Annotated in this window: 14 protein-coding genes; 11 read left to right on the top strand and 3 right to left on the bottom strand. The window is 69.1% G+C overall.

Features of this window, described 5'->3' with window-relative positions:
* Nucleotides 1-72 precede the first annotated feature (72 nt).
* The 5 genes from EV371_RS23545 to EV371_RS23525 all read left to right on the top strand — a co-directional run bounded on the left by EV371_RS23545 (nt 73) and on the right by EV371_RS23525 (nt 4,267).
* Complete coding sequence (locus EV371_RS23545; RefSeq protein WP_130463974.1) at nt 73-1,440, top strand: hypothetical protein; 1,368 nt, start codon at nt 73-75, stop codon at nt 1,438-1,440.
* Between the two features lies 1 nt (nt 1,441).
* Complete coding sequence (locus tag EV371_RS23540) at nt 1,442-2,107, top strand: hypothetical protein (RefSeq protein WP_130463973.1); 666 nt, start codon at nt 1,442-1,444, stop codon at nt 2,105-2,107.
* A complete protein-coding gene (locus EV371_RS23535; protein ID WP_130463972.1) occupies nt 2,107-2,961 on the top strand; it encodes a hypothetical protein in 855 nt (284 codons plus the stop codon). Before EV371_RS23540 ends, EV371_RS23535 begins: the two co-directional genes overlap by 1 nt.
* Nucleotides 2,962-3,104: 143 nt before the next feature.
* Nucleotides 3,105-3,683, top strand: a complete 579-nt coding sequence (locus EV371_RS23530; protein WP_130463971.1) for a hypothetical protein — start codon at nt 3,105-3,107, stop codon at nt 3,681-3,683.
* Nucleotides 3,677-4,267, top strand: a complete 591-nt coding sequence (locus EV371_RS23525; RefSeq protein ID WP_130463970.1) for a hypothetical protein — start codon at nt 3,677-3,679, stop codon at nt 4,265-4,267. The genes EV371_RS23530 and EV371_RS23525 overlap by 7 nt, the downstream gene beginning before the upstream one ends.
* A gap of 273 nt (nt 4,268-4,540) precedes the next feature.
* Here EV371_RS23525 and EV371_RS23520 read toward each other — a convergent pair whose 3' ends face one another.
* Complete coding sequence (locus EV371_RS23520) at nt 4,541-5,227, bottom strand: alpha/beta fold hydrolase (RefSeq protein ID WP_130463969.1); 687 nt, start codon at nt 5,225-5,227, stop codon at nt 4,541-4,543.
* Nucleotides 5,228-5,359: 132 nt separating this feature from the next.
* Here EV371_RS23520 and EV371_RS23515 point away from each other — a divergent pair, with 132 nt between their 5' ends.
* Nucleotides 5,360-6,316 (top strand): WYL domain-containing protein, encoded by a 957-nt coding sequence (locus EV371_RS23515; RefSeq protein WP_130463968.1) that lies wholly within the window; start codon nt 5,360-5,362, stop codon nt 6,314-6,316.
* A gap of 270 nt (nt 6,317-6,586) precedes the next feature.
* Nucleotides 6,587-6,988: a DUF805 domain-containing protein gene (locus EV371_RS23510; protein ID WP_130463967.1), complete on the top strand. Its 402-nt coding sequence runs from the start codon at nt 6,587-6,589 to the stop codon at nt 6,986-6,988.
* Between the two features lie 123 nt (nt 6,989-7,111).
* On the opposite strand, the gene EV371_RS23505 is transcribed toward EV371_RS23510, so the two are convergent.
* Both EV371_RS23505 and EV371_RS23500 read right to left on the bottom strand, forming a co-directional pair.
* A complete protein-coding gene (locus EV371_RS23505) occupies nt 7,112-7,639 on the bottom strand; it encodes a GNAT family N-acetyltransferase (protein ID WP_130463966.1) in 528 nt (175 codons plus the stop codon).
* Nucleotides 7,640-7,844: 205 nt separating this feature from the next.
* Nucleotides 7,845-8,429 carry a hypothetical protein gene (locus EV371_RS23500; RefSeq protein WP_130463965.1) on the bottom strand — a complete coding sequence of 195 codons (585 nt, stop codon included), beginning with the start codon at nt 8,427-8,429 and terminating at the stop codon, nt 7,845-7,847.
* 414 nt (nt 8,430-8,843) lie between these two features.
* Here EV371_RS23500 and EV371_RS23495 point away from each other — a divergent pair, with 414 nt between their 5' ends.
* The 4 genes from EV371_RS23495 (at nt 8,844) to EV371_RS23475 (ending at nt 13,464) form a co-directional block, all read left to right on the top strand.
* Nucleotides 8,844-9,704, top strand: coding sequence for an alpha/beta fold hydrolase (locus EV371_RS23495; RefSeq protein WP_130463964.1), 861 nt, complete (start codon nt 8,844-8,846; stop codon nt 9,702-9,704).
* Nucleotides 9,705-10,296: 592 nt separating this feature from the next.
* Nucleotides 10,297-12,675, top strand: coding sequence for a sensor histidine kinase (locus EV371_RS23485; protein WP_349339619.1), 2,379 nt, complete (start codon nt 10,297-10,299; stop codon nt 12,673-12,675).
* Nucleotides 12,672-13,109 (top strand): roadblock/LC7 domain-containing protein, encoded by a 438-nt coding sequence (locus EV371_RS23480; RefSeq protein ID WP_349339620.1) that lies wholly within the window; start codon nt 12,672-12,674, stop codon nt 13,107-13,109. Before EV371_RS23485 ends, EV371_RS23480 begins: the two co-directional genes overlap by 4 nt.
* The gene (locus tag EV371_RS23475; protein WP_130463963.1) at nt 13,099-13,464 is read left to right on the top strand and encodes a DUF742 domain-containing protein; all 366 of its coding nucleotides are present in this window, start codon (nt 13,099-13,101) and stop codon (nt 13,462-13,464) included. The genes EV371_RS23480 and EV371_RS23475 overlap by 11 nt, the downstream gene beginning before the upstream one ends.
* The last annotated feature ends 13 nt before the right edge of the window (nt 13,465-13,477 follow it).

Below are 13,477 nucleotides of genomic sequence, written 5' to 3'. Positions count from 1 at the left end.
CAGGAAGCTCGGGTGCGCTCACAGCCGGGCTGGCCGATAAGTGCTGTTCCGGAACTTGGGGGGTACGGCAACGTGCCGGAGGTGTTACCGAACGACGTGACCAGCGGGATCCAGTGGTCCAGGCGGTCGGTCCTGTTGGCCGGTGGACTGCTGCTGGCCGGATGCGGTGGCCCGGAGAAGCCGGTCATCCAGAGCGGGGACTACGAGGGCTCGGCCTCGAAGTTGAGCAAGATAAGGCCGATCCTCGAACGCCGGGCGAAGGCCCTGACCGAGCGGAACGAGAAGGCGTACCTCGCCGACATCGACCCGGCCAACAAGGACCTGATCGGGCAGGAGCGGCTGGTCTTCGCCAACCTGCGCCAGTTCGAGTTCGCCGAGATCAGGTATGTGCTGGAAGGCATGCACGAGCGACCGGCCGAGGAAGGCTCGTGGTTCCGGCCGGTGACCCGGATCACCAAGCTCACCGCCGACGCCGGCCCCGGCGACATCGCCCCGGCCGAGTCGTTCCACTACCGGCTGATCAAGAAGGGCGACAAGTACCTGATCGGCGACATCGTGCGGGTCACCACGGAGAACCGGGAGGAACTGGGGGAGCCGGGTCCGCGTGCCGACGCACCGTGGCACACCGACAAGCTCAACGTACTGAAGGTCGGCGACGCGGTCTGGCTGGTCGGTGACGAGAGCGTCACCGACCTGAAGGAGTACGCCGCCGTCACCAACCGGGAACTGGCCACGGTCAAGAAGCTCTGGGGTGACCGGGATGCCTTCCCCGGCAACGTCCTCTTCTTCACCCGGGACCCGAAGAACGTCGACCAGTGGTTCGGCCTGGGTAGCACCGGCCCGACCAGCGAGCAGGCGCTGGGGTACCAGATCCCGCAGCTCGGGGTCGGAAAGAACGGCCGGATCTACGCCGACCAGTTCGCCGCCTCCCGGATCGTGGTCAACCTCGGGTCGATCGAGGCCGGCAGGAACCCGACCTGGACCACCGTGCGACACGAGTTGACCCACGCGGTCACCGCCCGGGTGTCCCTGGCCGGCTACAACGAGCTCCTGCAACCGGCCAGGTGGGTAGTCGAGGGGTTCGCCCGGTACAGCGAGACCATCGACCAGCCGGCCCGGACGGCCGCGATCCGCGGCGATGTCGCCCGAGGGGTACGGGCCGGCAAGTTCCGCGGCACCACGCCGCGGAGCGAGGCCTTCTACAACAAGGATGTCATCTTCAACTACGCCCTGGGCTCGACGGTTTTCAGCCTCGCGGAGCGGTTGAAGGGACGGGACGCGGCGGCGGAGTTGTACGCGCGCCTCGTACAGCGCATCGACTCGGCCGACCATTCGATCCTGGAACTGCCGATCTTTGAGAGCATCTCCGAAGAGGTACTCGACATGTCCGCCGGATCGTTCCTGAGCCGGTGGAAGAACTCTGTCCGGAACGGAGGCTGAGATGTCCGTGCCCCCTTCGGAGCCGCGTACTCCGCCCCCGGCCCGGCCCGGACCGCTGCCCGCCGGCCCGGCGATGCCGCCCGGGTCGCCGGGTAGCCCGCCGGTGCCGCCGGGCGGTGCCCCGGCGCCGGGGACGAGCGTGAGCAACCGCCGTCGCTGGCTTCTGGTTCCGGTGGCCGGCGTGGTCATGCTGCTGCTCGCCGGTGTCGGAGCGTTCTTCGGCGCCCGGAGCTACCAGGGCAGCCAGGCGTCCCAGTCCTGCGACATCTACCGCTGCATCCCCCGGCTTGAGGCCGCGACCGTGGTCAAGGCACTCCAGGACCAGGGGCACACCTGCTCGAAGGACTACAACCACCAGACCTGCGAGCTGATGGTCGGCTTCGTACGTTTCAGGGTCACGCTCCAGGTCGCCGACGAGCTCATCCACGCGATAAGGGTCGACATCCACCGGGGCACCCCGGTCGCCGAGACCGGTCTGGCGTACCTGAACTGGTTCGCCACGCTGCCCTACGCCCGGGACGCGGAGACGTCCGCCCGGATCGAGGAGTGGCTGGCCGAGCAGGTTAACGGCCAGAAGGACACCCAGGCCATCATCGGTGACTACGAGTACCGGTTGACCAATCCCGAGACGTACTCCGTCGAGCTCAACATCAAGGGCAACTTCTGATGACGGTTCAACCTCCCGGACAGCGTTACTCGCCGGACGGCCGGTTCTGGTGGGACGGCACCGCCTGGCGACCGGTGGAAGCCGCGCCACCCACCGGGCCGGCGGGGCAGCCCGGCCACGGCCCCTTCCAACCACCGTCCGGCGTTCCCGATCGGCCCGGCGTTCCCGATCGGTCCGGCGTTCCCGGTTCGTCCGGCGCGCCCGGCCCCTCCGGTTTCCCCGCTTCCGGTTCTCCGGGCACGGCCTTCCCACCACCCCGGGGCGCGGTCCCCGGTCGCCCGTCCAAGGCCGGCTTCCTGCTGGCGCTGGTCGGCACGCTGGTGGCGGCGGCGGTGCTGGGCGGACTGATCGGCGGTGTCACCGGAATGGTGACCACCGAGCCTCCGGGCAACGACTCCGCGCCCCCGTTCGCCGCCGAGTTCCCGACGGGGGAACGGCGGTACATGACCGGGGTGACCCTCGCGCTGGTCGTCGAGGACTGGTTGAAGAAGGCCAACTCGTGGGTCTGTACCGACAAGCCGGATGCGGAGCCCTTCAGCCGCGCCACGAAAGCGCTGGAGTGCACCCCGCCGGACGACGAGGGGGACATGCGCGTCACCGTCGAGTACGACGCCGACGACAAGGTCAGGGTGGTGACCAGCACGTGCCGTCTGGGCCTGAAGACCAAGGCGTGTACGACGCTCGCCGCCACCCTGGCCGACACGGTGCTCACGCCACAGGGCGACCAACTGCGGAAGCAGGCATCGGAGTGGGCGACGAAGAATGCCGACAGTGAGCGGGTGACGACCATCGGCGGCATCCGGCTGGAGGCCTCGCTCAGTCCACACGGCATGACCGCCTCCCCGGGAGTCTGAGGTACCGCCAGCGCCCGCTTTCCTGCGGAGGCTGTGGCCGTTGACACCGAGGCTTACGGTCTGGCTCGTACCCTCCACAGCCGAGGATGCGCGGCCCGATCGCCGCCTGTCCGATCGGCACAGGATCCTGCAGAGGAGACCCGTTGAATACCACTTCCGAGCGACGCGGGCGCCGACTGGCGAGGACCCTCGCCGCTGTCACCGCCGTGTTCACCGCCTCAGCACTTGCCGTCTGGCCCGCCTCGCCCGCCTCGGCAGACCCGGCGAACCTCAACGATTGCCGCGCCGACGCCCGGCCAAGCTATGTAGACGTCAATCCGTGGCAGGCCAGGGGCAACTACATCGACGCGTGGCGGGCGCCCTACGGCATCCAGAGCCTGGATGCGCTACGCATCACCGCGACGGGCACGACACGCATCGACTACTGGGGAGCCAACAAGAACGTCCAGGGTGATTCTGCCCTTGCGCCGAACGGGTGGCCGCTGCCCGGCGAGCGGCAGTACATGCTGATCGGCCGGGTCAGCACCGGTTATGTCTGGCATGACGCCCGGGGGCGCTACTACGAGCCGAACCAGTGGTTCCCGGTGGGCGGCAACAGCGGCTGCCTCGGCATCGTCGTCTTCGCCGGGTCGGTGGCGCCGGCGCTGCAGCTCGGCATCAACGACCCGAACATCAGCGACAACGGCGGTGGTCCGTACGTCACCGTCCGCCAGTGGTGGTGAGGGCAATAGCAGCGACCAACACCGGGCTGCTGCGGTGGGCCCGGCGGGCCCTTGCCGCGGTGACCGTGGTGCTCACCGGGTCGGCGATGGTCGTGCTGCCGGCCGGGCCGGCAGCAGCGGCGTTGCCGGACCTGAGCAGTTGCGTCAACAGAGTCCGTCCGAGCTATGTGGACGCGGAGCCGTGGCAGGCCAGGGGCAACTACACCGACGCGTGGCGGGCGCCCTACGGCCTCTACCACGGGGACGTGCTCCGGATCCGGGCGAGTGGCACCACCCGGATCGACTACTGGGGCGCGACCCGGGGCGTATGGGGTGACCTGGAACTGGCACCTGAGGGTTGGCCCATGCCCAGCGGATACAAGTACATGTTGGTGGCCCGGATCACCGAGGGCATGATCTGGCACGACCATCGGAACCGCTACTTCCAGAAGAACCAGTGGTTTCCGGTAGGCGGGGACAGCGAGTGTCTCGGTGTCGTCCTGCCTGACCCGACCAAGCGGCCGAAACTCGAACTCGGCATCAACGACACGAACATCAGCGACAACGGCGGCGGTCCGTACGTCACCGTCCAGCAGTGGTGGTAGCCGGCAGATCCTTCGGGTACGTCCGCGGCTGACCACCCGGTCGTCGCGCAGGCGGTTGACCACGGAACGTCGCCATGCGGTGCGGGCGTGACGAGCCAGCGCAGGATCGACACCCTACGCGGAATGGCCCCGGTGTTCCGGAGGCGACCGGCCGTACCCGGCGGGGGCTGGGGCTCCGGTGCCGGGCACGGGCGTCGCGTCCGTACCCGGCACCCCGTCGATCAGAGCCGCCCTGGCGCCAGCCGGCGCGGGTGGCCCGCGTGGAGGCGCCGGTCAGGATCCGGCGGCGGCCGAGGCGAGCAGCCGGGCGAACTCGGTCGGCCGACTGAACATGGGCCAGTGGCCCGACTCGATGTCGACCAGTTCCAGGCGCTTGGCCCTGGCGAGCTCGGGCGCGTCCCCGGCGGCGATCCACTCCCGCGCCTGGTCCGGGGTGAACTCGGGACAGACGAGTACGACCGGGACGTCGAAGCGTCGTTCGTCGGCCAGCCGTACCCTGCCCCTGGCCACCCCATCGGGGACCGGGATCGCGGCCGACGCGATTGCTCGCCGGGCCTCCTCGTCGAGGTCGGCGGAGTCCGGTCCTTCGAACGGGCCCCAGCCGGGGAAGGGCATGACGCCGTCGGTCAGCTCGAAGAACTCGGCGTAGGTGCTTCCGTCCACGGCGGGGAAGCCACCGACGAGGACGACCTTGCCCACCTTTTCCGGTCGCGCGTCCGCGGCAATCCAGGCCAGGCTGCAGGCGGCGGAGTGTCCCACCACGACCGGCTTGCCGGGCGCCGAGTCGACGGCGGCGAGCACCGTCTCCACCTGGTCGTCGAGGGTGGCGGCGGTGGATCCGGCACCCTGGCCCGGCAGGGTGAGCGGCACGGGGCGGTGGCCGTGCGCCCTGAGTGGGGGCACAACCTCGTTCCAGGCGGATCCGTCGAGCCAGAGGCCGGCGACGAGCAGTATGTCCATGATCATTTCCCTCTCTCCAGCCCGGTCGCGGCGGACGCGTCCTCGTCCGGGTCGCTGTTATGGGCATGACGCTAGGCCCAGTTCCGGACGATCTACTACCGGTTCATCCCGGCGGCGCCTAGCCTGGCCGGAGTGCCGACCGAACTGAGCCCCACCGCACGAGCCCTACGCACGCTCGAAATCCTTCAGGCCCGCCCCGGCACGACCGCCGCCGAACTCGCCGAGCGCCTGGGAGTCACGGAACGAGCCGCACGGCGGTACGTCGGGATCCTCCGCGAGGCCGGCATTCCGGTGGAGTCCGTCCGAGGCCCCTACGGCGGCTACCGGCTTCGCCGGGGGACGCGGCTGCCCCCGGTCGTGTTCACCGAGGCGGAGGCGCTGGGCCTGGTCATGGCGGTACTCGACGGTCAGCCGGCCGCCACCGACGCCGACGATCTCGTCGGTTCCGCCCTGGGCAAGGTCATCCAGGTACTCCCGGAGCGTGTCGGCCGGCAGGCGGCCGCACTGCGCAGGTACGCCTCGGCCGCGCCCGACCGCTATTCGTCCCGGCCGGATCCCACCATCACCGGCGCCCTCGTCGCCGCCGTCGCGGCGCGACGGCGGGTGTCGGTCAGCTACCGGAGCGAGTCGGGCGCCGAGTGGGACGCCGAGGTGGACCCGTGGGCGGTGGTCGTCCGGTACGGCCGCTGGTACCTGCTGTGCCACTCGCACCGTGCGGAGGCGATCCGCACCTACCGGCTCGACCGGGTCCGCGCGGTCCAGCAGACCGGGCACCCCTTCGAGCCGCCCGACGGGCTGGACCCGGTGGCGGCCCTGGAGGAGAACCTGGGCAGCGGCTGGGAGTTCCCCACCCGCGTCGTCTTCGAGGCTCCGGCGGCCGAGGTGGCGCCGTGGATCCGGCCCCCCATGGGCCGGCTCGAACCGTCGGGAGACGAGTGCGTACTCCTCGGCAGCACGAGCAACCCGTCCATGTACGCCCAGGAGTGGCTGCCGAGCGTGCCGTTCGGGTTCCGGGTCGAGGGTGGACCCGAACTCCGGGCCGCGGTCGCCGCCCTCGCGGTGCGTTTCGGCGCCGCCGTCCGGCCCTGAGCCGTCGGCGTTCCGATGGATTCCCCCGCTGTGGCGACCTCGGTGGCGCTGAAGATGCGGCCCTCAAAGCGGGGATACAGGCGCCCAACCGTCGCGCTGGTAACCGGCTCCGCAGGGGCATCCCATCCCATTCTGTCCTGTCGTGCCGACGGGCGGATAGCGCTGGCGATCGCGGTTTCTTCGCGACCGGTTGGATTTGGGCGGTGCGGTTGCCGCTGCCGCGTACCCTGATGCCGCGCCTGGCCGCACTTTCGAGACGCTGGAGTCGTCATGTCATTTACCGCTGCCGTTCGTTCGGTGCTTTCCCAGTATGTCGGGTTCGGCGGGCGGGCTCGCCGCTCCGAGTACTGGTGGTTCTTCCTTTTCTCGATCCTCGTCGGCATCGCGACCTCGATCCTCGATTCCGCGCTGGGTACCGACTTCGAAGGGTCGAGTGGGTCTGGCGGCCTGCTGAACCTGCTCGCCAGCCTGGCGCTCCTCCTGCCGTCGCTGGCGGTCGCCGTGCGGCGCCTGCACGACACCGACCGTTCCGGCTGGTGGATCCTGATCGGGCTGATCCCGCTTGTCGGTGCGGTTGTCCTGCTGGTGTTCTTCGTGCAGGACGGCACGCCCGGCCCGAACCGCTTCGGTCCCAGCCCGAAGTACGACGCCGTACCCGGCTGGGCCGCCTGACGATGGTGTCCGCGTATCGGTATCCGTGATCGCTTCTGGCGCCGCCCGGTGCGACACCCAACTGGGAGGCGTCGCGCTCCGTGGCCTGCCTCCTGCGTCGGCCGAGGGCCGGATCTGTCGAGATCAGTGAGCCCGCTTCTTGGCGCTCGACATATCGGATGGCGCGGTCGCCGGGGGTTCATCGAGGCGCAGGATGGTTTCCTCGACCTCTGTGTTGCGTCCGTTGGCGAAGGAAATCTCCGTGCCCGTGATCACAAACCCTGCCCTCTGCAGTACTTTCAGCGACCCCGCGTTGTCACTCGCCGCGCGAGCGAACAAGGGCCGGACATGGACGGATTCCAGGAGGAGGGCCAGAGCCCGGGAAGCGATGCCCTGCCCCCAGAACGATCTGTCGATCCAGTAGGTGACCTCGGTGTCGCCGTCGATTACGAAGCTGGCGATACTACCGACCAGCCGTCCATCGAGCGTGATGACGCGGTTGGTTGCGTCGGGTGAGGTCCGGACCTTCGCCATGTGCGCATCGAAAGCGGCGCGATCGTCGGGATCCTTGGCGGTGAAGGCTGCCATCCGGACGGACTCGGGATCCCGCAGCTGCTCGTACAACGCGTCAAGGTCGGAGTCATCGACCGGTCGCAGCGCCACCTCAGCCACAAGCGTCCCCCACCTCAGCCACAAGCGTCCCCAAACCTGGTCCAGCCTCGATCAACAAGGGCGAACCTACCAATAGCGTCCGACAGTCGGTGGATAGGCGGGCGATGCTTGACCTGCGGGCAACCCGGTGGCGAAGCCGGCACGGACGCCCACAGGCGTGTAGGGCCGGTGCCCGAGCGGGCGCCGACCCCAACGCGTACCGTGATCAGCAGGTGATCGCGGCCGCCGGCCCGGCGAAGGTGCTGTCGATCGTCGCCGGCGAGCCGGTCTTGAAGTTCACGATCACCCGCATCAAGGCGTAGAGGGTGCCGGTGGCGCAGGTGCGCTCGATCTGGAAGCCGCCGCCGAAGCGCCCCAGGTCGAACTGGTCGATGGTGTTGCCCAGCGGCGTGGACTCGTTGCCACGGAAGATCCCGATGATGCCGTAGATGCTGTTCACCTCCTGGTCGCAATGGACCGAGTAGTCCACGGCTACCGAGGCCGCCTCGGCCCTGACCGGAGGGCTGATGCTGACCGTGCATGTCGTGGCCGCCACGAGCGCGCCAGGAGCGGTGCCGCCCGACTGCGACAGCAGGTGCACCGCCGCACCGGCCCCGGACGGCGTCAGGCTCTTGGCCGTCAGACCCCCGGCCGCCAGATCGGCCGCGGTGAGGCTGCCGGTCCTCGGGTCGGATTCCGACGTCGGCACGATCGCGAAGGCAGGACCGGCCGCGAACGCCGTCACGGCGACCACCGCACCGAGTGCTACTACGAGCTGCCGGAGGAGCCCTGTGGAACGACTGGTGTTCATAGCGTGTACCTCCACCGCTGTGGTGCCCTTTCGCCTCTGAGCCGGCCACCGTCACACTGGCCGAGGACGAAACGGGCGATGATGCGCCGAGGCTAAGCAGGCCAACTGGAGGGCGAATGGACGCGCACTGAACGCTCCCGTCTAGCATGCCGACTCCCCGAGCGCGCCGGAGCATCCGAGTCTGCTCATCGAGCCTCCTCGCCCTCCCGAACACCGCCGTAGGGCTCCTGGAGGTTGCGCCACCGAAGGCCGGTCCGCGCATCTTCCGAGATCAGGCGCACGGATCTGCCGTCGGGCGTGGGCACCGCCATGCTCTCTGCGAGCTACGCGCCGTGACGACCCAGCATGCTTGCGGCACGCCGTCATGCCGACGAGTGGATGTTGCAGGCATGCGGGCTCGGGTACCTTCCGCGCATGTTCGAAGGTTTCACAGACCGGTGGATTGACGTCGGAGAGGTGGAGCTACGTGTCCGGTACGCCGGACAGGGGCCCCCGGTCCTGCTCGTTCACGGGCATCCGCGTACCGGATCGACGTGGTACCGGGTCGCGCCGCGACTAGTGGATCATGGATTCACGGTGGTCTGCCCGGACATGCGCGGCTACGGACAGTCCGGAAAGGCGCAGATCCGCCCCGACCACTCCCAACAGTCCAAGCGCGCGGTGGCAGGGGACATGCTCCGGCTGATGAACGCGCTTGGCCATCCGACGTTCGCCGCGGTCGGGCACGACCGCGGTTGCTATGTGGCGTTACGCCTGGCGCTGGATCATCCCGACGCGGTCGGCCGGCTGGTGGTCATGGACGGTGTACCCATCAGCGAGGCCCTCGCCCGTTGCGACGCGCGGTTCGCTCAGGACTGGTACCACTGGTTCTTCTTCGCCCAACCGGACAAGCCGGAACGTGCCATCATGGCCGATCCCGACGCCTGGTACGACAGTGTGGAGCCCGAACGTATGGGAGCCGAAAATTGTCGGGAGCTGCGGGAGGCTATCCACGATCATGCGACCGTGCGGGCGATGTTGGAGGACTACCGCGCCGGTCTTGGGGTGGATCGGGAGCATGAGGAGGCCGACCGGCGTGCTGGCCGCATCGTCCGTTGTCCGACGTTGTTCCTGTGGTCGACCCGTGACGACATGGAAGATCTCTATGGTGACCCCCTCGCCGTTTGGCGGCCCTGGGTCGCGGATCTGCGCGGGGAACCAATCCTGTCCGGACACCATGTCGCCGAGGAAAATCCTGACGACCTGACAGACGTACTGCACCGCTTCCTCGCATGACCGATGGCGCTATCGACGCAGCCATGCTTGTCCGGCAGCGCGGTCAGTGCGGGGATTCTCAACCTCGCCGCCCTTGCGGCGGCGACCGCCGGGAGTGGCCCGGTGGCGGCACGTGGAGCCGACCGTAAGACCCGCGTACGCGGGCAGGTGGCTGTGAAGCGTGAACCCGGCACGACGCCAGTCGATCAGACCGGTACTTGGTCTCGGTGGCTGCCGCCGCCGGGATGACGGGTGGCGTGTAGCCTCCCAATCCGGTGAAGCCGACCCGGCCATCCACTGTGGATGCCGTGGTCGGCGGCGCCGGATCTGTCGGGGTGGCATCGGTGCGGCGGGCGGGGAGTAACAGGTAATTCGCTACACTGCCGGCGGCTAGTGCGAGACCGGACAGATTGGTAGTGTTGCACACACATCGGTACCGGCCGGCTGTGCCTCAGCCGCTGGCTCCTCCACGCTGCCCACGATTGGATCGAAGTTGGCGGACAAGCAAGCCGACGGCATGAGCAGGCAACCCGATCCGGATGTGCGGGGTCAGTCGACGGCAAACCGTCGGCGTGGGCGGCAGCAGTCGATCAGGCGACGCGTCATCCGATTGGTGCTCATTCCCAGTGTCGTCGCCGTCGTCATCTGGCTCGTCGCCTCCGGATACCTTGTCTTCCAGGGATTCTACAACCGCGAGGTCGCCAACAGCGTCCGTGACGTATCGATCCCGGCGGTGCCCGCGCTGGCCTCGCTTCAGCAGGAGCGCCGGCTGAGCGTCGTCTATCTGGCCCAGCCTGCGCGCGACCTGCAGCCGCTGGCCGACCAGCGGCAGCAGACCGACCAGCGACTGGCCGAGCTGCGCAGCGCCGCGAGCGATGCGCTGTCCGCAGCCCCGCAGTCCATCACCACCCGTTGGCAGGCGTTGACGGACCAGCTCGACCAGCTGCCCGACGTGCGTGCGACGATCGACTCCAGGACGGCCGGCGGCCCCCGGGTCTACGACTTCTACAACGGGCTCCTGGCGGCCGCGACCACGCTCTTCGACACGCAGGCCCGGGTGGTGCCGGACGCCGCGGCGAGTCTCGGCGGTGTCACCGCGACGGAGGCGTTCCGGGTCAGCGACCAGATGTCGCGGGCCGGCTCCACGATTGACGCCGCGTTCAGTGCCCGCGCGCTCAACCGACAGAGCCACCTGGAGTTCGTGGCCCTGGTCGGTGCCTACCGTGCCGCCCTCACCAACATCGCACCGCACCTCGAACCGGCTGCCCGGGCGCACTACGAGAGCATCACGGCCAGCGGTCCCTGGAAGGAGCTCGTTGCTGCGGAGAACGCGCTGATCGCGGCCGGTGCATGGGAGGACGGCGTCCCCGGTGGACTGCCGGTCAACCGGACCCGCTGGGAGGGAGTCACCCGGCAGGTCTCCGACGAGCTGATCAGCCTGGCGGTGCTACAGGCCGACGGGGTCTCCGCCGAGGCCCTCCGCACCGGCAACAACCAGCTGCTGACAGCGTCGCTCGGCAGCCTGCTCGCACTGTCGATCGCGATCGCCGCCATTCTGTGGGCGCTGCGCCAGTCGCACATCCTGGTGGACCAGGCCCTCTCCGTCCGGCTGGCCAAGCTGGGGCAGGACGCCGCCGCGATCGTGGACGAGCGGCTCCCGCTGATGATGGCGCGGCTTCGACGCCGGGAACAGGTCGACCTGGCCGTCGAACTGCCCAGTCACGACTACGGCAGTGACGAGATCGGCCAGGTGGCGGCGGTCATCAACAGGTCCCTGAAGGCGGCCGCGGCCGCCGCGATCGACGAGGCGAAGACCCGGGCCGCCAGTATCGCGATGCTGATGGGGGTGGCCCGTCGCCCGCAACGTCCGTTGCAGCGCGGCCTGAAGGTGATCGAGGAGTTGCAGGACCGGGTCGGCGACGAGAAGCTGCTGACCGAGCTCTTCGACATCAACCACCAGCTCACTCAGACCCGGCGCTTCCTGGAGAACCTGGTCATCCTCGCCGGTGGTCAGATCGGCCGCCGGTTCCAGAACCCCGTCCCGGTACGCCGGGTGCTGCTGGCCGCGTTCGCCGAGGCGCAGCAGTACCAGCGGATCACCCTGCGCGGTGCGCCCGACGTGGCGCTGGCCGGCCGTGCGGTCGCCGGTACCATCCACCTGTTGGCCGAGGTGCTGGACAACGCGCTCGCCTTCTCCCCGCCGAAGACGACCGTCTGGGTGACCTGCAACGAGGTCAAGCACGGCGTCGCGGTCGAGATCGAGGACGGCGGCGTGGGGATGAACGCCGACGCGCTGGAGAGCGCGAACGAACTGCTGGCCAAGGCGCCCACCCCGGACGTGGCAGCACTGAAGGACGGTGCGCAGGTGGGTCTGCACGTTGTCGCCGAGCTCGCCAAGCGGGAGGGCATCCAGGTGAGCCTTCGTACCTCCGCCTACGGCGGCCTGCTCGCCATCGTGCTGCTGCCCGATCGCCTGATCACCGCCGAACCCGTCGGTTCCGGCGCGGACCGGACCGATCCCGATCTTCAACTGCCGGCCATGGCCGGCGCGGTTCCGGCCCGGCCCGGCGTCGGTCAACGAGCGCCGCGCCCCCGGGGCGCCGGCTCCGGCATGCCCACGAACGGGTCGACACAGGCACGCCGCGACCCTCGAACGGCCGACAACCGACAAACCGACCGGGCGGGCGAAATGATGAGCGAGCGCCACGCCAACGGCAACGCCGGCACGCCGAGGACCGCCGCTCCCCGCGCGGCCGACCCCGGTGCAGCCCGTCCGCCCCTGCCGAGCCGGCAACCGCAACAGCACATCGCGCCCGAGCTGCGGGACGACACCAAGGCGTCGGGTAGTGCGGCTCCGATGGCCGGCACGGCGAGGTCTCCGGAGGAGGCCCGGGACCGGTTCACCAGGTACCAGCAGGCGTGGGCCGCCGGCAAGGCGGGCGGCAACAACGACGCGTCAACCAGAGACAACAACCAAGGCGGGAAAGCGTGACCAACTCGATCTCCGGGAACGACCTCACCTGGATGCTGGACGAGCTCGTAGAGGTTCCCAACGTTGTCTACGCCGTTGTCCTGTCAACCGACGGGCTGGTCGTCCAGAAGTCCACATCGCTGACCCAGGACTCGGCGGAACTCCTGGCCGCCGGTTCATCCTCGTTGCACAGCGTCGCCGCCGGGCTGGGCCGGCGGTTCGACAGCGGGCAGGTTCAGCAGGTCATCATTGAGTACGACGGCCGAACCCTCTTCGTGGCGGCCGCCGGTCAGAACGCGCGGCTGGCCGTACTCTGTGAGCAAACCGTCGACATGGGAACGGTCGCGTACGAGATGAGCCGGCTGGTGACCCGGATCGGCGAGCACCTCGGTGCCGAGGTACGCGGGACCGCGACGGCCGCCAACGGCCAGCAGGGCAGGGGTTATGGCGTATGACGTGTGGGACGGCGATGACGAGGCGCAGGCCGGGCGGCTAGTGCCGCTGTACATCCTCGTGAACGGGCGGACGAGCCCGCGCAACACGAACCTCGACCTGGCCACCCAGGTGATCGCCCTGCCTGTCGATCCGAGTCGGCTGGAGCAGGAGTACCGGGAGATCCTCGACCGCTGCGCACGCTGGATATCGATTGCCGAGATCGGCGCCTACCTGCACCGACCACTCACCATCACCAAAGTCATGGTGGACGTGATGCTTGAGCAGGGCTACCTGCGCGTCGGCGCGCCAGCACAGCAGAAGATCGCGGATCGGCGGCTGCTGGAAACGGTTCTCGCTGGTCTCGAGAGACTCTAGGCAAAGGGACTCG

The organism is Plantactinospora sp. CNZ321 (assembly GCF_004217235.1).
Note: the sequence above shows the minus strand (reverse complement) of the source record. Positions and strands in the feature narration are given on the sequence as shown.

Coding starts and splice junctions, on each gene's coding strand:
- EV371_RS23540 (WP_130463973.1), top strand. CDS start 1,442: ATGTCCGTGCCCCCTTCGGAGCCGCGTACTCCGCCCCCGGCCCGGCCC.
- EV371_RS23535 (WP_130463972.1), top strand. CDS start 2,107: ATGACGGTTCAACCTCCCGGACAGCGTTACTCGCCGGACGGCCGGTTC.
- EV371_RS23520 (WP_130463969.1), bottom strand. CDS start 5,227: ATGGACATACTGCTCGTCGCCGGCCTCTGGCTCGACGGATCCGCCTGG.
- EV371_RS23510 (WP_130463967.1), top strand. CDS start 6,587: ATGTCATTTACCGCTGCCGTTCGTTCGGTGCTTTCCCAGTATGTCGGG.
- EV371_RS23500 (WP_130463965.1), bottom strand. CDS start 8,429: ATGAACACCAGTCGTTCCACAGGGCTCCTCCGGCAGCTCGTAGTAGCA.
- EV371_RS23495 (WP_130463964.1), top strand. CDS start 8,844: ATGTTCGAAGGTTTCACAGACCGGTGGATTGACGTCGGAGAGGTGGAG.
- EV371_RS23475 (WP_130463963.1), top strand. CDS start 13,099: ATGGCGTATGACGTGTGGGACGGCGATGACGAGGCGCAGGCCGGGCGG.